The organism is Burkholderia sp. HI4860 (assembly GCF_002223045.2).
Classification (GTDB): domain Bacteria; phylum Pseudomonadota; class Gammaproteobacteria; order Burkholderiales; family Burkholderiaceae; genus Burkholderia.
The window spans coordinates 3,311,842-3,331,187 of sequence record NZ_NKFO02000003.1 but is presented as its reverse complement, the minus strand read 5'-3'; the positions used below and the strand labels follow the sequence as shown (position 1 = coordinate 3,331,187).

Below are 19,346 nucleotides of genomic sequence, written 5' to 3'. Positions count from 1 at the left end.
TCCAGAAGACGACTGCACCATTCAGCGCGGTTTGAAGCCTCTTGTGCATACGGCTCCTGACAGCCAGATATCAGGACTCCTCTGCACGAAACTCGTCTATGCTCAATACTCGTGTGCACCAAAGCGAGATGAGCATGGCGACCGATACCGCACCGATTACCGAGCACGGCGTGGCCACCCTGCCAGAACAGGCATGGGAGCGTGCGCGTCGTCGCGCGGAGATCATTGGGCCGTTGGCGCAGTCGGAGACGGTTGGGCATGAAGCGGCCGACGCGGCAGCCCAGGCATTGGGGCTGTCCCGGCGGCAGGTCTACGTCCTGATCCGCCGTGCCCGGCTAGGATCGGGGCTGGTCACTGACTTGGCTCTTGGGCAGTCGAGCGGTGGCAAAGGTAAAGGCCGCTTGCCGGAGTCGGTCGAACGAATCATCCGCGAGTTACTGCAAAAGCGCTTCCTGACCAAGCAGAAGCGTAGCTTGGCGGCGTTCCACCGCGAAGTTGTGCGGGCGTGCAAGCTGCAAAAGCTGCGGGTGCCGGCGCGCAACACGGTGGCTCTGCGGATCGCCGGCCTCGATCCGCGCGAGGTCACTCACCGCCGGGAAGGACAAGATGCCGCCCGCGACCTGCAAGGTGTTGGTGGTGTTCCGCCACCCGTCTCCGCGCCGCTGGAGCAGGTGCAGATCGACCACACAGTCATCGACCTGATCGTGGTGGACGAGCGCGACCGGCAACCGATTGGCCGTCCATACCTGACCCTCGCCATCGACGTATTCACCCGCTGCGTGGTTGGCATGGTCGTTACGCTGGAAGCCCCGTCCGCCGTCTCGGTCGGCTTGTGCTTGGTGCATGCCGCCTGCGACAAGCGCCCTTGGTTGGAAGGGTTGAACGTAGAGATGGATTGGCCGATGAGCGGCAAGCCCAGACTGCTCTACTTGGACAACGCGGCTGAGTTCAAGAGCGAGGCGCTGCGCCGTGGCTGCGAGCAGCATGGCATCCGGTTGGACTATCGCCCGCTCGGGCAGCCGCACTACGGCGGTATCGTGGAACGGATCATCGGCACGGCGATGCAGATGATCCACGACGAATTGCCGGGGACGACCTTCTCCAATCCTGACCAGCGCGGGGAATACGCCTCCGAGAAGATGGCCGCCCTGACACTGCGCGAGCTGGAGCGCTGGCTCACATTGGCGGTCGGCACCTATCACGGCTCCGTGCACAACGGCCTGCTCCAACCGCCGGCCGCGCGCTGGGCCGAAGCTATCACGCGGACCGGCGTGCCAACCGTCATCACTCGCGCTACGGCTTTTCTGGTCGATTTTCTGCCCATCATCCGCCGCACGCTGACCCGCACCGGCTTCGTCATCGACCACATCCACTACTACGCCGATGCGCTCAAGCCGTGGATAGCTCGGCGGGACCGCTTGCCTGCGTTCCTGATCCGGCGCGACCCGCGCGACATCAGCCGCATATGGGTGCTGGAACCAGAGGGGCAGCACTACCTGGAAATTCCCTACCGTACCTTGTCGCACCCGGCTGTCACCCTCTGGGAACAACGACAGGCGCTGGCGAAATTGCGGCAGCAAGGGCGCGAACAGGTGGATGAGTCGGCGTTGTTCCGCATGATCGGCCAGATGCGCGAAATCGTTACCACCGCGCAGAAGGCTACGCGCAAGGCGCGGCGCGACGCGGATCGACGCCAGCATCTCAAGGCAACGGCAACGCCTGTCAAAACCACGCCACCACCGGGCGCTGACATGGATGGGCAGCAGGCAGACAACCAGCCGCCGGCCAAACCGTTCGACCAGATTGAGGAGTGGTAGCCGTGGAAGAATATCCCATCATCGACTTGTCCCACCTGCTGCCGGCGGCCCAGGGCTTGGCCCGTCTCCCGGCGGACGAACGCATCCATCGCCTTCGCGCCGACCGCTGGATCGGCTATCCGCGAGCAGTCGAGGCGCTGAACCGGCTGGAAATCCTGTATACGTGGCCAAACAAGCAACGCATGCCCAACCTGCTGCTGGTCGGCCCGACCAACAACGGCAAGTCGATGATCGTCGAGAAGTTCCGGCGCACGCATCCGGCCAGAGCCGATGCCGACCAGGAGCACATTCCGGTACTGGTCGTGCAGATGCCATCCGAACCGTCGGTAATCCGCTTCTACGTCGCGCTGCTCGCGGCGATGGGTGCGCCATTGCGACCGCGCCCACGGCTGCCAGAAATGGAACAACTGGCGCTGGCACTGCTGCGCAAGGTCGGCGTGCGCATGCTGGTGATCGACGAGTTGCACAACGTCCTGGCCGGTAACAGCGTCAATCGCCGGGAATTCCTCAATCTCCTGCGCTTCCTCGGCAATGAACTGCGCATCCCACTGGTCGGGGTCGGCACGCGCGACGCCTACCTGGCCATCCGCTCCGATGACCAGTTGGAAAATCGCTTCGAGCCGATGATGCTGCCGGTATGGGAGGCCAATCACGATTGCTGCTCACTGCTGGCCAGTTTCGCCGCTTCGCTTCCACTGCGGCGACCCTCGTCGATTGCCACGCTGGACATGGCCCGCTACCTGCTCACACGCAGCGAGGGCACCATCGGCGAACTGGCGCACTTGCTGATGGCGGCGGCCATCGTCGCAGTGGAGAGCGGCGAGGAAGCGATCAACCATCGCACGCTGAGCATGGCCGATTACACCGGTCCCAGCGAGCGGCGGCGGCAATTCGAGCGGGAACTGATGTGAAGCCAGCGCCACGCTGGCCACTGCATCCGGCCCCCAGAGAAGGCGAAGCCTTGTCTTCGTGGCTCAACCGCGTGGCCCTTTGCTATCACATGGAGGTGTCCGAGCTGCTGGAGCACGATCTTGGTCACGCTCAGGTTGATGACCTGGATACCGCGCCACCACTGGCGCTGTTGGCGATGCTCTCCCAGCGGAGCGGCATCGAGCCGGACCGGCTGCGTTGCATGAGTTTCGCCGGCTGGGTGCCTTGGCTACTGGACAGCCTTGATGATCAGATTCCAGACGCATTGGAAACCTATGCGTTCCAGCTCTCGGTGCTGCTGCCGAAACTCCGCCGTAGGACGCGATCCATCACGAGCTGGCGTGCCTGGCTGCCCAGCCAGCCGATACATCGCGCCTGTCCTCTCTGTCTGAACGACCCGGCAAACCAAGCCGAACTGCTTGCATGGAAGCTGCCCCTGATGCTGAGCTGCCCGCTGCATGGCTGCTGGCTGGAATCCTATTGGGGCGTGCCTGGGCGGTTTCTCGGCTGGGAGAACGCCGACACTGCGTCGCGCACCGCCAGCGACGCGATTGCAGTGATGGACCGGCGTACCTGGCAGGCACTGACGACCGGCCATGTGGAACTGCCGTGCCGACGCATCCACGCTGGATTGTGGTTTCGACTGCTACGCACGCTGCTCGATGAGCTGAACACCCCGCTTTCGGCGTGCGGAACCTACGCGGGGTATCTCCGCCAAGTCTGGCAAGGCTGCGGGCATCCGCTGCGTGCTGGGCAAAGTCTGTGGCGACCGTATGAAACCCTGAACCCGGCAATACGGTTGCAGATGCTGGAGGCGGCGGCAACGGCAATCAGCTTGATCGAGTTGAGGGATATCAGCCCGCCAGGCGAGCATGCAAAGCTGTTCTCGTCCGAGCCCCAAACCGGGTTCACCAGTGGTCTGCCGGCGAAACCGCCGAAGCCCGAACCCGTCAATCACTGGCAACGGGCGGTCCAAGCTATCAGTGAGGCGATCATTGAAGCCCGGCACGACCCCGAGACGGCACGCTCGCTGTTCGCGTTGGCTTCCTATGGTCGGCGCGATCCCGCTTCCCTGGAACAGTTGCGCGCCACCTTTGCAAAGGAAGGCATTCCCCCGGAATTTCTGTCACATTACGAGGCTGATGGACCCTTTGCATGTCTTAGACAGAATGACGGGTTAAGTGACAAATTTTGACGACCAGAACTTTCCGGTGCACACTGTCACATAATCGAACGTATACGTGACGGGTGAAAAGGTGCTGATCGGCTACATGCGGGTATCGAAGGCGGACGGATCCCAGTCCACCAATTTGCAACGCGATGCGCTCATCGCCGCTGGTGTGAGCCTTGCGCACCTTTACGAGGATCTGGCCTCGGGCAGGCGCGATGATCGCCCAGGGTTGGCTGCTTGCCTGAAGGCGCTTCGTGAAGGGGACACGCTGATCGTGTGGAAGCTCGATCGGCTTGGCCGTGATCTGCGCCACCTGATCAACACCGTGCACGACCTAACTGCGCGTAGCGTGGGCCTGAAGGTCCTGACCGGTCACGGTGCGGCGGTCGACACGACGACTGCCGCCGGCAAGCTTGTGTTCGGTATTTTTGCCGCGCTGGCCGAGTTCGAGCGTGAGTTGATTTCCGAGCGAACAGTCGCTGGACTTATCTCGGCGCGCGCTCGCGGCAGGAAAGGGGGGCGCCCCTTCAAGATGACCGCCGCCAAGCTACGCCTGGCGATGGCCAGCATGGGGCAACCGGAAACCAAGGTGGGCGATCTCTGCGAAGAACTCGGGATTACCCGGCAGACGCTCTACCGGCACGTGTCGCCCAAGGGCGAACTGCGGCCAGACGGCGTAAAGCTGCTCTCCCTCGGTTCAGCCGCATAAATGGAGGCGACCTGGAACGGGGCGCTGTTCAGTGCGGCAACGATCCGATTACCGGTGTCGACCCTCAAGAGCCGCTCAGAATTTCTGGCCCAGCGCCGGCAGTGCAGCGGTTGCGGTCAGTGAGATGCGCGCAGAGAAGGTCAGCTCTCGGCCAGAAGCAGACATTCGTTTTGCTATTTATATTCTATTGAGCCTAAATCCGGAGAATGGAGAATCAAATCTGCAAGGCTTGCCACCGGACCGCTTAACGAAGTTTCTGAGCGATGTACGAGATAAAGATCTTTGTAAACATCTTCTTCAATCGGAATTGCATGTAACCATCCGCTTGCCTGTTCATGCTTGACCGCGCTTTCCATCACAAGCGAGATTCCTAGCCCTGCGTGGACCGCGTGTTTGACCGCCTCGGTGCTACCTAACTGCATACCCACTGTGAACTCTGCCGAGTCGGCACCGGCATATTGTTGTAGTAGGCGCCCAGTTCCGGTAGCCGCTTCGCCTCCAAGCAAGATCTGGGATTTTAACCACTTAAGTGGAATGGTCGACTCGGCAGCCCAAGGATGGCCGGGGCGAACAATGACAACCATCCTCTCGCGCCGCCATACTGTTGAGACGAACCCAGGACGTGAGTCCCACCACTCCATTACCGCTACATCCACTTCAAGCGTTTCCAGCAAAGCGGCAATCTCGATATTTTTGCCGATCCTCACATCGATCTTGTTTGCTAATTTATCTTGGAGCGCCTTGATATAGGGTTGTAAAAGATAAATGCCGATATTGGAGCTTGCACCAACGACCAGGCTTTTATTGTGGAGGGCTGCCGTAGCCTTATGGCTAGTACGGAGCAATTGTTCCGCATAGGGGAAAAAAATCTTTCCCTCCAATGTCAGGCTTTGCGGCATTGTTGCGCGGTCAATCAGCCGGGCCTGCAAAGACTGCTCCAGCCGCTTGATATGCTGCGTTACTGTTGGCTGGGACAATCCAGTTTGCTTCGCCGCTTCGCGAAAGCCCCCGCATTTGACGACGGCAATGAACGTCGCCACACGCTCCAGATCTATCACGCCGCCTTTACTCCCGGATACGGCTGATTAATCGCGCCCATCGGTTTTTCACCAGCGAGTGCCTGGATGATGTTCATCGCTGCCTGCCGCTCGATTTCAAGCCGAACTTCCTTGACCGCCGATCCCAAATGCGGCGTAAAAAACGTTTGTGCCGTATTGTCGAGCAGCGCCTTGGGGATAGCCTGCGGGCGATCAGCGCGTATCCATTCTTCCATCTCGAAGACATCGGCTGCATATCCAGCTAGTTTTCCAGACGCCAGTGCTGCTATCACCGCATTCTCATCCACGACCGAGCCGCGACATGCATTGATCAGGTAGCTACCGGTTTTCATCTTGGCCAACGCGGTGGCATCGATCAGATGCAGTGTCTCTGCGGCCATCGGAACCATCGGCACGACATAATCACATTTTTCGAGCAGTTCATCGAGCGTGACGCGCTGTACGTGCCAAGCCTTTTCTTGTTCGGCATTGAGCGGAATCGGATCGCAATACAAGAGATTCATTTCAAAGCCAGCCAAGCGCTGGGCGATTGCACGGCCGACCGCCCCCATACCAATGATGCCAAGCGTTTTTCCTGTCAAACCAGAGCCATATAGTGTCGGCCGCCAGCCTTGGAAGTGTCCGCTACGGATTTGCCTATCGCCTTCCAGCATATGCCTTGTCAAACCGAGAAGAAGGCCGATAGTCAGTTCAGCGGTCGGGATCGTAAGCAAATCCGGCACAATCGTAAGCCATACACCGTGGCGTGTGCAGGCGTTGACATCGAAGTTATCATAGCCTTTAAGCGCGGCGCCGATGACACGCAGCTTTGGACATTCCTCGAGAAACGCGCTGTCGATGCTGTCCGGCATGAAAGCCATGAGTGCATCCGCATCTTTGGCTCGCGCAATTACCTCAGAACGCGGCAAGGTTTCCCGTGTGGTGTTGGGGATAACATCGGCGCTAGCGGACAACAATTCGATGATTTCCGGGTGCACCCAGTGGGTGAGGACGACTTTGGGCTTCATAAAAACCTTTGTAAGCTTTGGGAGTTATTTGAACTTGCGACGCAGGAAGGAGCTGAAGGCGTCGACGAGGGTAACCATGCCTAAAATAACCAGCAAAATAGCCGAGACATCCTGGTATTGCATGATGCGCAGAGAGCCCATCAGCTCGAACCCGATTCCACCGGCGCCGACCATGCCCATCACGGTCGAAGCACGGAAGTTGTATTCCCATCGATAGATCGCGGTATCGGCCATTTGCGGAAGCACTTGGGGAAAGATCCCATGAAAAATCACCTGCAATGGCGTGCAGCCCGCTGCATGCGCGGCTTCTACCGGTGCCGGATCGGCATGTTCGATCGATTCCGAAAAAAATTTGGCGATCATGCCAACCGAATGTAAGCCTAGGGCTAAAACACCCGGCAATGCGCCGAAGCCAACGGCTGCCACGAACAGGATGCCCATGATCAGTTCGGGTATCGATCGCAAAGCGTTTAACATGCCGCGTGTGGCTTGATACACGAGTGGATGAGGGCTAGTATTCCGCGCGGCGAGCACTCCTAAGGGAATGGATAGCAATACCGCGATTGCCGTGCCGGCGATACTCATGGCCAAGGTATCCAGTACCGGTTTGACCCAGGTGCCAGCCTGCGAGAAGTTCGGTGGGAACATCTCGCCGGCAATTTTTACCAGGCTTGGCATGCCATCCTTCAATCGCTCGGCATCAAATAGGCCGACGTAATACCAGCAACCGATCACAATCGCCAGCACAACGGCAAACTGCAGTATCGTGCGGTTCCATACGCGCTGGCGCTCGGCCAGAATCAAACCAAAATCAGCTTGCATGCTGTCGCTCACTTAGAACTTCGACAGATCGAGCTTGAGCAGTGTGCCAAGGCTGCGCACCACGTCATAGTCTTTGTCGCTGATCGGGCCGAAACCATCGGCTTTGAAAGGTTTCAGGACTTCCGGATCTTTGAGATTCAAGAAGGCTGCACGGATCTTTTCCTTCAGTTCCGGCTTCAGATTGCTGCGCATGGTCCACGGGTATTGCGGATATGGCTTCGATTCGGCAAGAACTTTTACTTTGTTGGGATCGACCAGTCCGCGCTGAACCAGGGATTCAAAAATCGGCTTACTCAAGCCGCCAGCCTGCGCGTGACCGTTTTGCACGGCCATGGCCACCGCGTCATGCGCACCGACAAAGTGTTCGCGATAGTTTTCGCCGGCTTTCAAACCGTTTTCCGCCAATATCGACTTCGGAATCAAATGGCTGGAGGTGGATGCCACATCACCGTAAGCGACATTCTTGTTGACGATATCACTGATTTTGGCGATGCCGGCGCCAGTATTGGCGATCAATACGGACTGGTAGGTAGTGCTACCCTTTTGCTTCATCGCTGCGAATGGCTCGATGTCGCTCTTTTGCTTAGCCAGCACATACGACAAGGGGCCAAAATATGCCATGTCGATACGGCCGTGACGCATGGCTTCGATCATTGACGAGTAATCAGTGGTAACCACCAGCTCAATTTTCTTTCCCAGCTCTTTTTCCAGATAGATTTCGAGCGGCTTGTTGTTTTTAATTACGGTCGATGCGTTTTCGTCCGGCAGTAGCGCAACTTTGAGCGTTTCTGGATCGGGATTGGATGATGCATGGCCAATGCTGCAGACGGCGGCAAGCAAGACAGACATTAATGCGGATGCGAGTTTTTTCATAATCAATCCTTTACGGTAGCAAGTTGCATGGGAAATGAAGTATCGATAAGCCGTTCCTCTCGAGCGTCTTGTGGAACGCTCAAAGAAGAACGGGGTACTTGTTCATACAGCGTGTCGTAACTGGCTTGATCCAAAGTCTGCGGTGCGGCATCAAAAATGACTCGGCCATGGGACAGGCCAATAATACGGTCGGCATAACGTTGAGCGAGGTCTACCTGATGCAGGCTGACGACCGCCGAAATCCCGTCCTCTTTACAAATGCGGTGCAGCAGACTTAGCACTCGCTCTGCAGTAGCAGGATCGAGGCTGGCTACCGGTTCATCAGCCAACACCAGTTTAGGTTGCTGAGCCAGAGCCCGGGCAATACCGATGCGTTGCTGCTGGCCGCCGCTCAATGCGTCGACACGGCTTAAGGCTTTGTGCAATAAGCCGACTCGGTCCAGACTTTGCAGGCATATGGATTGATCCTTCGCCGGGAGGGGGAATAGACTGCGTAATGCCGTGTGGTAGCCCATTCGGCCCATCGAAACGTTTTGCAAAGCCGTCAGTCGGCCAATCAATTGATGCTGTTGAAACACCATGCCAGTCTGTCGGCGATGCATGCGCAATGCACGCGAGTTCGCCAAATTTCCTAAGCCGGCGACAATGGTGGTGCCGCGCTGCGACGCATGCAGCGAATTAATACAGCGAAGTAGCGTGGATTTTCCAGCGCCGGAAGATCCGAGCAATACGGTGAACTGTCCCTGATGGAGTTTGAGAGTGGTGGGATACAGTGCAATCGCATCACCATAACTGACTGAGACATTCTGTAGTTCGATCATGACACCTCCGGCAGATTTGAATTCGTAATCAAAAATGATGACCTGATTACGAATCTGAATTGCAGCGATGGTAATGTCGTGATATGACACCATGATGACTCGTTGATGTCATTTTTGAGACATGGTCGCGGGTGCCTGTGAGGGAAATAAGTTGTGCTATCTATGCCAAATATAGACGCCTGCTATCGGTCGATAGCCGCCGATCCAAGCGCGCAGCACGAGGGGCAGCTCTCAGCCTCAAACTGCCGCTCGGGTTCTCACATCAGTTGGTCGCTCTTGGCCGGCAGCAGCCCGTCGTTGCCTGATGGATCCAACCCCTCCGCTGCTATAGTGCAGTCGGCTTCTGACGTTCAGTGCAGCCGTCTTCTGAAAACGACAGGCAGGCTCATTTAATAAAGTGCAATCTATATGCGCCTAGCTCAATATGACAGCTTCAATGAGCCGGGCAAGACAATCAGCGTGAGGTATGCGATGGGCAAGAAGGAAACCGAGGAAGCAATTGAAGAAGCCCAGCGGGGCGGCTTGAAGCGGTTCGATTCCGTCGAAGCCCTGTTCGCCGACCTGAACGCCGATGACACGCCGGAAATTGATGAAGGCAGCACGAACGTCTATGCCGAACTGGGCCGCCCCGACGCCGACGAAATGCAGGTCAAGGCCACGCTCGTAACCAAGATCAGCCAGGCCATCGCGGCGCGGCCGTTGTCGAACGACCAAGCGGCGGCGGTGCGTATTCCGGCGAACGTGATCACGCATTTCGGCGGATCGTGATCATGGATTCCGAATGATCGTGATCACCCGTTTCGGTTGATCGTGATCGCTGATCACAGGTTTCCGAAACGCGTGATCACGATGCCGGAATGAGCGATCACGGGACCGAAACGGGTGATCACGTAACCGGAACGTAATCCGGGTTTGAGTCTGGCGGTGGCGTTGCGCATGTATTCACCGACGGCGTTAGCCTGCTCCCTTTTTTGCGGGAGAAGTGCCGATGCCGACACCTCGGATGAGCATGCGCAAATTGAAGGAAGTCCTGCGACTAAAGTGGGCGTGTGGCCTGACGCATCGGCAGATCAGCCGGGCTATCGGCATCAGCGTCGGTGCCGTCTCGAAGTTCGCGGCCCAAGCCAGCCAGGCGGGACTCGATTGGGCGGCAGCCGAAGCAATGTCCGACGACGAACTGGACGCGCGCCTGAGGCCTGCGGCAACCAATGCCGCGGCGACGACGACGCGACGCATCGAGCCCGACTACACGGCATTGCATCGCGAGCTGCGCCGCAAGGGCGTGACGCTGCAACTGCTGTGGGAAGAATACGCTGAAGCGAACCCCGGCCAGCGGACGTACCGCTACACGCAGTTCTGCCAGAAGTACAAGGACTGGGCGAAGTCGATCAAGCGCTCGATGCGTCAGCAGCACCGCGCCGGCGAGAAGCTGTTCGCGGACTTCGCGGGTCCCACCGTGCCGGTCCTGGCGAGCGATGGCGGCGTCGAGTTCGAGGCGCACGTGTTCGTTGCCGTGCTCGGCGCATCCAACTACACGTTCGCGTGCGCGACGCGCACCGAGACGATGGCGGACTGGATCGGCAGCCTGTGCGATGCGCTAGAGTTCATTGGCGGCGTGCCCGAGCTGCTCGTGCCCGACAACCCGAAGGCGCTGATCGCGCGACCCGACCGTTACGAACCCGGACTCGGCACGACCACGCAGGACTTCGTGAACCACTACGGCACCGCGATGCTGCCGGCGCGTCCGCGCAAACCGCAGGACAAGGCCAAGGTCGAAGTCGGCGTGCAGATCGTCGAGCGCTGGGTGCTGGCCCGACTGCGCCACTATCGCTTCTACAGTCTGGCTGAACTCAACAAGGCGATTGCAGAACTGATCGCCGACCTAAACCAGCGCCCGTTCAAGCGGCTCGAAGGCAACCGGCGTGAATGGTTCGAACGGCTGGACCAACCCGTCCTGCGCCCGTTGCCCGTGCGTCGCTACGAGATCGCCACCTTCCAGAAGTGCCGTGTGAACATCGATTACCACGTCGATGTCGGCGGCCACTATTACAGCGTCCCGCATAGCCTCGCACGGCAGGAGGTCTGGGCGCGTATCACACGCCACGGCGTAGAGATCCTGCATGGCGGCAAGCGTGTCGCTGCGCACGCTCGCTCGCGCCTCAAAGGCAAACACACGACCATCGCCGAACACATGCCGGCTGCGCATCGCGCGCACATGGAATGGACGCCTGGGCGCCTGCTCAACTGGGGCGCATCCGTCGGCCCCGGCGCCGAGGCTGTCGTGCGGCATCTGCTGACCAACAAACCTCACCCCGAGATGGGCTATCGCGCCTGTCTCGGTCTTCTCTCGCTCGCGCGCAAGTACGGCAAACACCGCCTCGAGGCCGCATGCCAGCGTGCATTGAAGATCGGCTCGCCCACGCGTCGCTCCGTGCTGTCAATCCTGGAAGCGGGACTTGACCTGCAGCCCTCGCTCCCGACCACGCCCGCCGAATGGCGCTCGCCCGAGCACGAGAACGTGCGCGGCCCCGACTACTACCACTGACCCGAAGGAGGTCACGATGTTGATGCAGCACACCCTTACCCAGCTAAAGGCGCTCAAACTGGACGGCATGGCTCGCGCGTTCGAGGAGCAGTCAACGCTCACGGCAAGCACCAGCCTGTCATTCGAGGAACGCGTGGGCATGCTCGTAGATCGCGAGCTGGCCTGGCGTGATACGCGACGACTCGAACGTTTGCTGCGCGCCGCGAAGCTCAAGAACCCACAGGCCTGCGTCGAAGACATTGAATACCGGCAAACCCGTGGGCTGGACCAGCGCATCGTCGCCACGCTCGCCGGCTGCGACTGGGTGCGCAATGCTCAGAACCTGATCCTGACCGGCCCCACCGGCGCGGGCAAGACGTGGCTCGCTTGCGCGTTCGGCCAGCAGGCGTGCCGGCAGGGCTTCTCCGTGTTCTATGTGCGCGTCGCGCGGCTGTTCGAAGAGCTGAAAATCGCGCACGGCGACGGCAGCTTCACACGTCGGCTTGCGCAACTCGCGAAGATTGATGTGCTGATCCTCGACGATTGGGGCTTGCAGGATCTCGACCAGGCGGCGCGCAATGATCTGCTTGAGGTACTTGATGATCGTGTCGGTACGCGCTCGACTGTGATCACCAGCCAGTTGCCGCTCGAACACTGGCACGCGTGGCTGCAGGACCCCACGCTCGCCGATGCGATTCTCGATCGGCTCGTGCATCAGGCCCACAAGCTTCCGGTCAAGGGCGATTCGATGAGAAAGAAAACGAAATCCGAGTCCGCTGACGCCTGATCGTGATCACCGTCGCTATAATCCATTGACCGCGCAACACCACCTTCCAGACTGATCACGTTCGCCGAAACGATTGATCACCATCGCCGAAATCCGCAGCGGCGGCTCTTGGATTGACGCTGGCCGAGCTGGGCGAGCTGCTGACCGGCCACTTCTGTGCGCATTCGGTCGATGACCTGGAACGCTTGGCGGCGCTGCTCGATGAGGCCGGCCGATGATTGACCCGAAGAACCTGGAAACCTGGCTGCATGAGAAGGCCGGCCCGGCCCATGACGCGCTGAAAGCCGACTCGGCCCGCGCAGTCTCGGCCGACCGGGTGCGCTACACGCTCGATGAGCTGCTGGCCGAAGCCGAAGCATCCGGCCAGTATCCATTGCCGCCGGAGCAGCGCGAATGGATGGATGCCCCGGCCGTTGGCCGTGAGCTGCTGCCCGAGGACTTGCAAACCGCCGAAGCCATAGCCGCGTTCCTGGTCGACGCTGAAGCTACTGCCGACCCGGCCTATATCGAGCACGCCCGCGAAGTTGCGGCACGTGCGCGGGCCATGCACGGCATCAAATAGCGAAGCTGGCCAGCATCGCTATTTCTGGCGGTGCTGCAGGTGGATCTCATCGCCGGAAATGACGAGGCGAGATCCACGCCAAGGGAAAGATGCAGGGCGGCCGTCATCGCTCGATCTGGCGATGCTCGAGCACGCTGGCGCGCATCGTCGCTTCCGGCGATGCAGGCCCGAAAACGACAAGGGCGGCCAACGGCCGCCCTTGTCGTTCCTGGTGCGCGAGCCTACGCGGTGAGTGACTGCCGCACTGCATCCAGGGCCTGGCGGAAATCGTCCCGCGTGGCTCGGCCCGTCTCGGCCTGGTAGTACAGCACCATGAACATATTGGCGACGGCCTCGGCCATCGGTGAGAGCTGCCGCGCCGCGTCCTGGTCGATCCAGTCCAGGGCCGCGAGCTGCGCGGCCGCATGATGAACTGCCTGGGTTGCGATTGCATTGGTAGGATTCAAGGTTGCCATGATTCACCTCTGTAGTAGGTGGGTTGTGGAAGTGTCGGCCGGCCCCACGCCGGCCGGCGCGCTTTACCGCTGGCCGCTGCTGTAGAAGCCGGCAGCTACTGCTAGCGGCGTATTCCTGTTGCTGCCGCTGTAGCTGTTGCTCGATGACCTAGCCGCCGGCCTGGTGGCCTCGATGGCAGAAGGAGCAGAGCGACCAACAAAGGCCGAGACTTCCGCCGCTGCATCAAGCTCGGTTGATTGATCGCCAGGCTGCTCAAACTCCACTGCCAGCCGCTGCACCTGGTCGAGCGCCAGGCAGTCGAAAAAGCCACTACGTTTCATAGTCACGCCTCCGGTTTACCGTGCTCGCGGTTGGCGAACGCGGCCACTTCATCATCAGGATCGGCAGCGGCCGAATCGGCCCCTGCCAGGTTGTTGCCACCGAATGTCGGCACCGCCTCGACAGCGCCGGCCTGGTCGCTCTCCGCGCTCGCCCTGATCGCCGCCGCGATCTTCCCGCCGGTGGTGTCGGCGATGCGCTCGGCGGCGGCGTCGCGGATGCTGACGGCCTTGGCCTTCGCAACCTCTCCGACGCCTTGCATCAGGTTCGCGCCGGCGTCGGCTGTCACGCGGCCCGCCGTGCCAAGCGCCGATGCGGCCGAGGCCAGCAAGCCGGGGCCGGTGCTGCCTGGTGCGGCCTGCTGGCCGCCTTGCTGGGCTTTCTTGCTGCCGGCTTCGTCGCCACCCTTCGAGCTGGAACCTCCACCCGATTTACCGGGCTGCTGCCCATTGCTTCCACCTGAGCCGCTGGCACCGCTGCCCGAGCTGCTGCCGAAACCGGCGGCCTGTGCAAGTGGTGTAGTGGTGCCCGCACCTGAGCTTGACCCGCCACCAAAGCCAGCAGCTTGCGCAAACGAGCCTGCATCGCTACCGGAGTCGGAGCCACCGCCGAGCATGGGCATTCCGCCCGATTCACCGCCTGCGCTAGACCCTGCTTTCTCGAACGCTGCCTTGATCGCCGACATGCCGCCGGCGGCCGAGGCCGCACCACCCATCACGGCCGCGCCAGCCACGCTTGCCGCACCGGCGGCCATGCTCGCCGCGCCCATAGCCGCACCAATGGCAGCACCTGCGCCGAAGTTGCCGATGCCACCCGCGCCGCCGATACCCGAGCCGGTGATGATGCCGGCGACCAGAGGGGGCACACGATTGACCAGCATGAGCAGCGCCACGCAGAAAACCAGCATAACGCCCAGCTCTTCAAAGTTCAGCGTGCCGGTGTTCATCCTGGCGTAGAAGCTGGTAAGCAGATCATTCCCGATGCCGACCAGGAGCACCATCGTCATGATCTGCACGGCAACACCCAGCACGGTCTTGTAGTAGTTGATCGCCATGTCGGACGTCCAACGCGAGCCACCGAACCCCAGGAAAAAGATGCCCGCGTACATCAAAATCCAGCTCGACACGAGCAGCAGCAACATATTCACGGCAACGATGGTCAGCAGGATCAGGATGCCGAGGCTCAAGGCCACACCAATGACGCTATCGACAGGCGAGAAGGCCGACAGGTTGGCAAGGGCCTGTTTCAAGATCAGGAACCCCACATCCACGATGCCCGAGGGTGTCACCGAGGACACGCCAGAAGCCTGTTCCCCGAGCTGGCGCAGTGATCGAATGATCGAGCCGGCAAAGGTCGGGCCGTAGCGCAGCAGCCAGAGGAAGAAGCCGAAGAACAGGATGAACCTGATGAACTCGGCGAAGAACTCGCCAATGTCGGCCTTGCGCAGCGCCATGAAGCCGAACGTGATGACCAGCGAGATTGTGCCCAGCGTCCAGAACAAGAACATGGCCGCATTCATCACGGCGACCTGCCAGGAACTCGCCGCTGAGGCGAAGTCCGTCACTACCTGGTCAAGCATCCCCTGGTTGGTGAGCTGGGCCGATGCGGCGGTGGAGTAGAGCGCGAGGGCGACGCCGATCAGCGCCGCCTTGTGCAGTACTTTCATGGTTTTGCCTCCTGCCCCTTCGGGGTCGTCTGGTCGATCAGCTCCAGCCAGTTCTTCGGGTCTTTGGTCGGTGCAATGCCGCCGCCGGTGAGCGAGCGGCGTGCGCACTTCCCGGCAAAGGCTTCTCGCGTCGCCTTGTCCTTGATCTCCATGATCCTGGGAAGCTGACAGTTGGCGTCGCTCACTTCGGGCATGACCGGCGCGGGTGGCTGCTTCTCGCAGCCAGCCAGCAAGGCCGCCATGAGGGCGGCAATCAGCAGCGTTTTTTGCATGGTGTCTGCCCCCCGATCAGCGGATCAGCTCAAGCCAATTTCTCGGGCTGGCTGTTTTGCCGATCCTGGATTCCGTCGCTGTCGCGTGCGCCGCCTGCTGCCGGGCCTCAAGATCAGCCTGGGCCTGCATCCTGGCGGTCGCGGCGTTCTGCTGCGCGATCAGCAGGCCGCGGATTTGCAGAAGCTGGTTTGCCTGGTTGGCGGCGAGCTGATTGGCGAAGCCGATGGCCTGCATCTGGCCGTTCGCACCCTGCGCGGCGGACTGGAGCCGTTCGAGCTGGCGAGCATCGGCGGTCAGGTTGCGCTGCTGTTGCTCCAGACCCTTGAAAAGCGCGTCGTTCGCCTTCTTCTGGCTCTCGCTCGCCAGGCGGCGGTTTTGCTCCATCGCGGCGCGCTCGGCATCCGAGCACCCGGCAGCCGAGAAGCACGGCGAGCTGCGGTAATAGCTCACGTCCTGGAACTTGCCCAGGTAGGTGTCGAGACTGCCGAGCTGGTTCCTGTAGTAGTCCAGCGTGTTGACGGCATTCATCAACCCGTTGATGGTGGACTGCGCCTGATCCCAGATGTAGGCCGCCGGGGCCATCGTGTTTTGCAGCATGTTCTCGTACTGCTGCAACTGGGTCTGGTACTGCTCGATCTGCTTGAGCGTCTGCGCCACCGACTCGATGGCCGTCATGACGTTCTGCACCAGGTTGCCGCCGTCGATGACGGGGATGCCGGCCGAGGCCGGCGTGGTCACGATGACGCCAAGGAGGGAGGCGGCAAGCGCGGTTTTAGCCGCTAAAAAACGGACGTGTTTCATGGTCGAGTTCCTGGAATGTGATGAGCGGCTGCACTGCGCCTGCCGGCTGCCTGGTCGGCAACTGGCGGCGTTGGGCCATCACAGAGACAGCACGCCGTATCGCTGTCCCGGTACCCCGACCTGAGCGACACCGTAGCGCCCGGCCATTTCTGTTGAACATCGGTGTACGGGGGTGAAGCTCGCACTGCACCTCCCAGGTAGTGAAAGCGCTCGTCATCGACCACGCCCCTTGCCGTTCTCTTGGCGTTTGGCCCTCTTGGCCTCCATCTGCGCCCGCAGCCGCGCCTCGCGCTGCGCTAGTTCGGACGGTGCTGATGGTCGTACCTTGGCTGGCATCGGCGCTGGCCTCGGCGCTTGCGCCGGCCGCTGGGCTCCGCCCTCGATGTACAGACCGCCGAGCTGGCCCAGCGTGCGCAGGCCATGCCGACGATGCGGCGGTGGTTGCCGGCCGACAGGTGGCGCGCCGGGACGGACTCTGGCCTGAGCCTTCGCGGCCTCGACCAGCCGCCGACGCTCCAGGATCGGATCGGTGAAGACGATGGGCAGCCGCGCATCCACGGCCGCCCGGATCGCGGTGGCCTTGAACGCCACGCTACCGCTGACGGTGATGCGTTCGCCGTAACGCTCCATCGCCATGCGCAAGGCGGCTAACACGCCGGCGCGGTCGGCCTCACTGGACACGGCCAAGCGCTCGCCGTCATCACGCACGGCTGAGCTGCCGGCGCGGTAGATGATGGTGCCCTTCTTCGTGATGTTGTCGATCACCAAGGCACGACCGGCCTTCACCACACCCTCACCCTGAAGGGTGTCCCCCTTGAGGCCCTGAGCTGCCTCACGGGCGCGCAAGGCATCGATGGCCTGGCCGTCGCCGGCGATTGCCTGCTGCTTGAGCCAGTCGGCCCACGTGCGCCGGCTGTGCGCCAGATAGATAGCTGCCCGTTCCTGGTTGTGGCGCTCGTGGATCGCCGCCAGATCGGCGCGCAGTGCCGCGCTGGCCTGGCCGTACAGCAGTCGCTTGGTCAGCCGGCCATCGGTCAGGTGCTTGATCGCCGCCCGCCTCATCGCCGCCGCCTTCTTGGCGTTCTCCACGGCCTTGTCTTTCTGGCGCTTCGCCTCGGCCAGTGCGCCGGCCCTGGTCGCCGTGAGGCCCTGCTGTGCGTCCTTGTACCGGGCGTAAAGCTCAGTCGTGTCCAGCCCACCACGCAAGCGCATCGGCTGGCCCTTCTGATAGCCGCGCCGCGTCGGCGCGGCCTGATGCTCGGGCGAAGCCTCGAAGACCCCGAAACGCTTCTCCAGCGCCGACTTGGACAGGTCACGGGCGACGGTGCTGGCCTTGATCGTGGTGCCGTCGCCGGCTTCGATGACCAAGCCATTGCCTCGGGCGCGCAACGTCAGGCCGTTCTCACGCATGACCTGGTGCAGTTCGGCCCAACTCGCCGCGCTCTTGATCTCGGCCAAGCATTCACGTTTGATCCAGCCGGACAGGCTTTCTTGGCCGGAATGCCGCTCCATGTCGGCGGCCCGCCCCTCCGCACCGCGCCGGCGCGGCTCGTGGTTGTCGCGCTCCAGGCCGTAGTCGCGCTCCAAGGTCATGCAGAGTTCCGCCAGCGCCCGGTGCGAGTAGTACGGCTCGTGCATCGTGTGCCGCGTCGGGTGAATCTTGTTGATGGCGATGTGGATATGCAGGTTATCGGTGTCGTTGTGGACGGCACTGACGCGCTGATGCTCGCTATAGCCCAGCCCGACGCAAATGCGTTCCTCAATCGCGCGCAGCGTGTCGGCGCCGGGCTGCTCGCCGGCCCGGAAGCTGACGATCAGGTGATAGGTCTTGTCGCCCTTGGCCCGCGTGTTCGTGTGCTGGGTCGCCAGAACCTCGGTGATGGCGTCCTGCACGGACACGGCATCGCAGTTCGTGATCTGCACCTGGCCCAGCCGGTGATCCTTGCTCTGCGCGTCGGTGACGTAGTTCACTAGGCCGGCGAAGTCGGACTTGCCCAGCGAGCGCATCGGCACGTGTTTGGCGATCATGGCCGGCCCGCCAGCGTTTTAGCGGCTAAAAAAATCATGCCCCCGCCCTCGGCTGCACCACGGATTTCATGAGGCGGCTCATTTCGTCCTGTGTGGATTCGATCCGGCCCAGCAACGCCAGGATGGTGGCCTCGCCGAACTTGGCCGTGCGCGCGTCATCCGTCAGCCAGAGCTTGAGCAAACCGCCAAGACGGCCAAGGTCGCCGTTGACGCGCACCAGCTCGCGCACGTGCCGGTAGTCCATGACACCCTTGATCTGGTAGCCCTGGCCCACGTCGCGCAGATAGCGCGCCACGCTGACGCCCGCCCTCTTGGCGTTCGCCTCGATCTCGGCCCGCTCTTCGGGCAGGCAATAGACCTTGATGGGCGGGCTGCCCTTCCTCGTCACCTTGTTCTCGTTGACCTCCATCTTGGCGTCCTCATGTCGTTGCCGGCGGTCGCCGGATGCCTCGCAGAGCAGGATGCCCGTTGAGCGCCGTAGGCGCGAATAAGGGAAAGTGAAGAGGAACACTGCGCTTGCGCGGTGGGCCTACTTCACACATCCTGCCCGCATCACGGCGTTGATTACTCCACGGAAAGCACCTCGAATCTGTCGCTGTGCATGTGCTGTTGATGCGCTGTCGACGTGGAACAGCGCGCCGAGAGTGCGGTAATGGCCGGAAAGGGCCAAGAACAGCGCGGCGACAGCGCTAGGGTTGCGTATCAGCAGCGCATCGACTGCAC

The 19,346-nt window shown here is 61.3% G+C and carries 20 protein-coding genes; 8 read left to right on the top strand and 12 right to left on the bottom strand.

Translation table 11 applies throughout. The features are described from left to right. The first annotated feature begins 134 nt into the window (after positions 1-134). From CFB34_RS30860 to CFB34_RS30845, 4 genes are all read left to right on the top strand, one after another. Complete coding sequence (locus tag CFB34_RS30860) at positions 135-1,817, top strand: DDE-type integrase/transposase/recombinase (protein ID WP_011875634.1); 1,683 nt, start codon at positions 135-137, stop codon at positions 1,815-1,817. A 2-nt stretch (positions 1,818-1,819) separates the two neighbouring features. Next, positions 1,820-2,728, top strand: a complete 909-nt coding sequence (locus CFB34_RS30855) for a TniB family NTP-binding protein (protein WP_009687862.1) — start codon at positions 1,820-1,822, stop codon at positions 2,726-2,728. Further along, positions 2,725-3,942: a TniQ family protein gene (locus CFB34_RS30850; RefSeq protein WP_038442277.1), complete on the top strand. Its 1,218-nt coding sequence runs from the start codon at positions 2,725-2,727 to the stop codon at positions 3,940-3,942. The genes CFB34_RS30855 and CFB34_RS30850 overlap by 4 nt, the downstream gene beginning before the upstream one ends. 61 nt (positions 3,943-4,003) lie before the next feature. After that, a complete protein-coding gene (locus tag CFB34_RS30845; RefSeq protein WP_003155741.1) occupies positions 4,004-4,627 on the top strand; it encodes a recombinase family protein in 624 nt (207 codons plus the stop codon). A gap of 173 nt (positions 4,628-4,800) precedes the next feature. Here CFB34_RS30845 and CFB34_RS30840 read toward each other — a convergent pair whose 3' ends face one another. The 5 genes from CFB34_RS30840 to phnC are packed head-to-tail and all read right to left on the bottom strand — an operon-like array spanning position 4,801 to position 9,208. Then, positions 4,801-5,685, bottom strand: a complete 885-nt coding sequence (locus CFB34_RS30840; protein ID WP_080324167.1) for a LysR family transcriptional regulator — start codon at positions 5,683-5,685, stop codon at positions 4,801-4,803. After that, complete coding sequence (locus CFB34_RS30835) at positions 5,682-6,692, bottom strand: phosphonate dehydrogenase (RefSeq protein ID WP_009238667.1); 1,011 nt, start codon at positions 6,690-6,692, stop codon at positions 5,682-5,684. The genes CFB34_RS30840 and CFB34_RS30835 overlap by 4 nt, the downstream gene beginning before the upstream one ends. A 24-nt stretch (positions 6,693-6,716) precedes the next feature. Continuing rightward, positions 6,717-7,514, bottom strand: a complete 798-nt coding sequence (gene phnE, locus CFB34_RS30830) for a phosphonate ABC transporter, permease protein PhnE (protein ID WP_024569577.1) — start codon at positions 7,512-7,514, stop codon at positions 6,717-6,719. Between the two features lie 12 nt (positions 7,515-7,526). Further along, a complete protein-coding gene (phnD, locus tag CFB34_RS30825) occupies positions 7,527-8,387 on the bottom strand; it encodes a phosphate/phosphite/phosphonate ABC transporter substrate-binding protein (protein ID WP_038442281.1) in 861 nt (286 codons plus the stop codon). Positions 8,388-8,389: 2 nt separating this feature from the next. Next, positions 8,390-9,208 (bottom strand): phosphonate ABC transporter ATP-binding protein, encoded by an 819-nt coding sequence (gene phnC, locus CFB34_RS30820; RefSeq protein ID WP_020200553.1) that lies wholly within the window; start codon positions 9,206-9,208, stop codon positions 8,390-8,392. Positions 9,209-9,679: 471 nt separating this feature from the next. On the opposite strand from phnC, the gene CFB34_RS30815 reads away from it, so the two are divergent. The 4 genes from CFB34_RS30815 (at position 9,680) to CFB34_RS30800 (ending at position 13,081) form a co-directional block, all read left to right on the top strand. Beyond that, the gene (locus tag CFB34_RS30815) at positions 9,680-9,976 is read left to right on the top strand and encodes an XRE family transcriptional regulator (protein WP_143329586.1); all 297 of its coding nucleotides are present in this window, start codon (positions 9,680-9,682) and stop codon (positions 9,974-9,976) included. 220 nt (positions 9,977-10,196) lie between these two features. After that, complete coding sequence (gene istA, locus CFB34_RS30810; RefSeq protein WP_011875599.1) at positions 10,197-11,753, top strand: IS21-like element IS408 family transposase; 1,557 nt, start codon at positions 10,197-10,199, stop codon at positions 11,751-11,753. 16 nt (positions 11,754-11,769) lie between these two features. Then, positions 11,770-12,519: an IS21-like element IS408 family helper ATPase IstB gene (istB, locus tag CFB34_RS30805; protein ID WP_006397350.1), complete on the top strand. Its 750-nt coding sequence runs from the start codon at positions 11,770-11,772 to the stop codon at positions 12,517-12,519. Between the two features lie 214 nt (positions 12,520-12,733). After that, complete coding sequence (locus CFB34_RS30800; RefSeq protein ID WP_089440414.1) at positions 12,734-13,081, top strand: transcriptional regulator; 348 nt, start codon at positions 12,734-12,736, stop codon at positions 13,079-13,081. Positions 13,082-13,302: 221 nt separating this feature from the next. Here the strand turns inward: CFB34_RS30800 and CFB34_RS30795 are convergent, their stop codons facing one another. The 7 genes from CFB34_RS30795 to traJ form a co-directional block, all read right to left on the bottom strand. Next, positions 13,303-13,536, bottom strand: coding sequence for a type I toxin-antitoxin system ptaRNA1 family toxin (locus CFB34_RS30795; protein WP_089440415.1), 234 nt, complete (start codon positions 13,534-13,536; stop codon positions 13,303-13,305). 63 nt (positions 13,537-13,599) lie between these two features. Continuing rightward, positions 13,600-13,857: a hypothetical protein gene (locus tag CFB34_RS30790; protein WP_089440416.1), complete on the bottom strand. Its 258-nt coding sequence runs from the start codon at positions 13,855-13,857 to the stop codon at positions 13,600-13,602. A 2-nt stretch (positions 13,858-13,859) separates the two neighbouring features. Continuing rightward, positions 13,860-15,521, bottom strand: coding sequence for a P-type conjugative transfer protein TrbL (gene trbL / locus CFB34_RS30785; protein ID WP_089440417.1), 1,662 nt, complete (start codon positions 15,519-15,521; stop codon positions 13,860-13,862). Beyond that, positions 15,518-15,793 carry an entry exclusion lipoprotein TrbK gene (trbK, locus tag CFB34_RS30780; RefSeq protein ID WP_050714673.1) on the bottom strand — a complete coding sequence of 92 codons (276 nt, stop codon included), beginning with the start codon at positions 15,791-15,793 and terminating at the stop codon, positions 15,518-15,520. Before trbK ends, trbL begins: the two co-directional genes overlap by 4 nt. A gap of 16 nt (positions 15,794-15,809) precedes the next feature. After that, positions 15,810-16,595: a P-type conjugative transfer protein TrbJ gene (gene trbJ, locus CFB34_RS30775; RefSeq protein WP_017997821.1), complete on the bottom strand. Its 786-nt coding sequence runs from the start codon at positions 16,593-16,595 to the stop codon at positions 15,810-15,812. 213 nt (positions 16,596-16,808) lie between these two features. Next, positions 16,809-18,623, bottom strand: a complete 1,815-nt coding sequence (gene traI / locus CFB34_RS30770; protein ID WP_017997822.1) for a TraI/MobA(P) family conjugative relaxase — start codon at positions 18,621-18,623, stop codon at positions 16,809-16,811. 34 nt (positions 18,624-18,657) lie between these two features. Further along, positions 18,658-19,032 carry a conjugal transfer transcriptional regulator TraJ gene (gene traJ, locus CFB34_RS30765; RefSeq protein WP_017997823.1) on the bottom strand — a complete coding sequence of 125 codons (375 nt, stop codon included), beginning with the start codon at positions 19,030-19,032 and terminating at the stop codon, positions 18,658-18,660. Between the last annotated feature and the right edge of the window lie 314 nt (positions 19,033-19,346).

What these genes read in the sequence shown, in the direction of transcription:
- CFB34_RS30860 (WP_011875634.1), top strand. Translation starts at nt 135, where the DNA reads ATGGCGACCGATACCGCACCGATTACCGAGCACGGCGTGGCCACCCTG.
- CFB34_RS30835 (WP_009238667.1), bottom strand. Translation starts at nt 6,692, where the DNA reads ATGAAGCCCAAAGTCGTCCTCACCCACTGGGTGCACCCGGAAATCATC.
- phnE (WP_024569577.1), bottom strand. Translation starts at nt 7,514, where the DNA reads ATGCAAGCTGATTTTGGTTTGATTCTGGCCGAGCGCCAGCGCGTATGG.
- phnD (WP_038442281.1), bottom strand. Translation starts at nt 8,387, where the DNA reads ATGAAAAAACTCGCATCCGCATTAATGTCTGTCTTGCTTGCCGCCGTC.
- phnC (WP_020200553.1), bottom strand. Translation starts at nt 9,208, where the DNA reads ATGATCGAACTACAGAATGTCTCAGTCAGTTATGGTGATGCGATTGCA.
- CFB34_RS30815 (WP_143329586.1), top strand. Translation starts at nt 9,680, where the DNA reads ATGGGCAAGAAGGAAACCGAGGAAGCAATTGAAGAAGCCCAGCGGGGC.
- istA (WP_011875599.1), top strand. Translation starts at nt 10,197, where the DNA reads ATGCCGACACCTCGGATGAGCATGCGCAAATTGAAGGAAGTCCTGCGA.
- istB (WP_006397350.1), top strand. Translation starts at nt 11,770, where the DNA reads ATGTTGATGCAGCACACCCTTACCCAGCTAAAGGCGCTCAAACTGGAC.
- CFB34_RS30800 (WP_089440414.1), top strand. Translation starts at nt 12,734, where the DNA reads ATGATTGACCCGAAGAACCTGGAAACCTGGCTGCATGAGAAGGCCGGC.
- CFB34_RS30795 (WP_089440415.1), bottom strand. Translation starts at nt 13,536, where the DNA reads ATGGCAACCTTGAATCCTACCAATGCAATCGCAACCCAGGCAGTTCAT.
- CFB34_RS30790 (WP_089440416.1), bottom strand. Translation starts at nt 13,857, where the DNA reads ATGAAACGTAGTGGCTTTTTCGACTGCCTGGCGCTCGACCAGGTGCAG.
- trbL (WP_089440417.1), bottom strand. Translation starts at nt 15,521, where the DNA reads ATGAAAGTACTGCACAAGGCGGCGCTGATCGGCGTCGCCCTCGCGCTC.
- trbK (WP_050714673.1), bottom strand. Translation starts at nt 15,793, where the DNA reads ATGCAAAAAACGCTGCTGATTGCCGCCCTCATGGCGGCCTTGCTGGCT.
- trbJ (WP_017997821.1), bottom strand. Translation starts at nt 16,595, where the DNA reads ATGAAACACGTCCGTTTTTTAGCGGCTAAAACCGCGCTTGCCGCCTCC.
- traI (WP_017997822.1), bottom strand. Translation starts at nt 18,623, where the DNA reads ATGATCGCCAAACACGTGCCGATGCGCTCGCTGGGCAAGTCCGACTTC.
- traJ (WP_017997823.1), bottom strand. Translation starts at nt 19,032, where the DNA reads ATGGAGGTCAACGAGAACAAGGTGACGAGGAAGGGCAGCCCGCCCATC.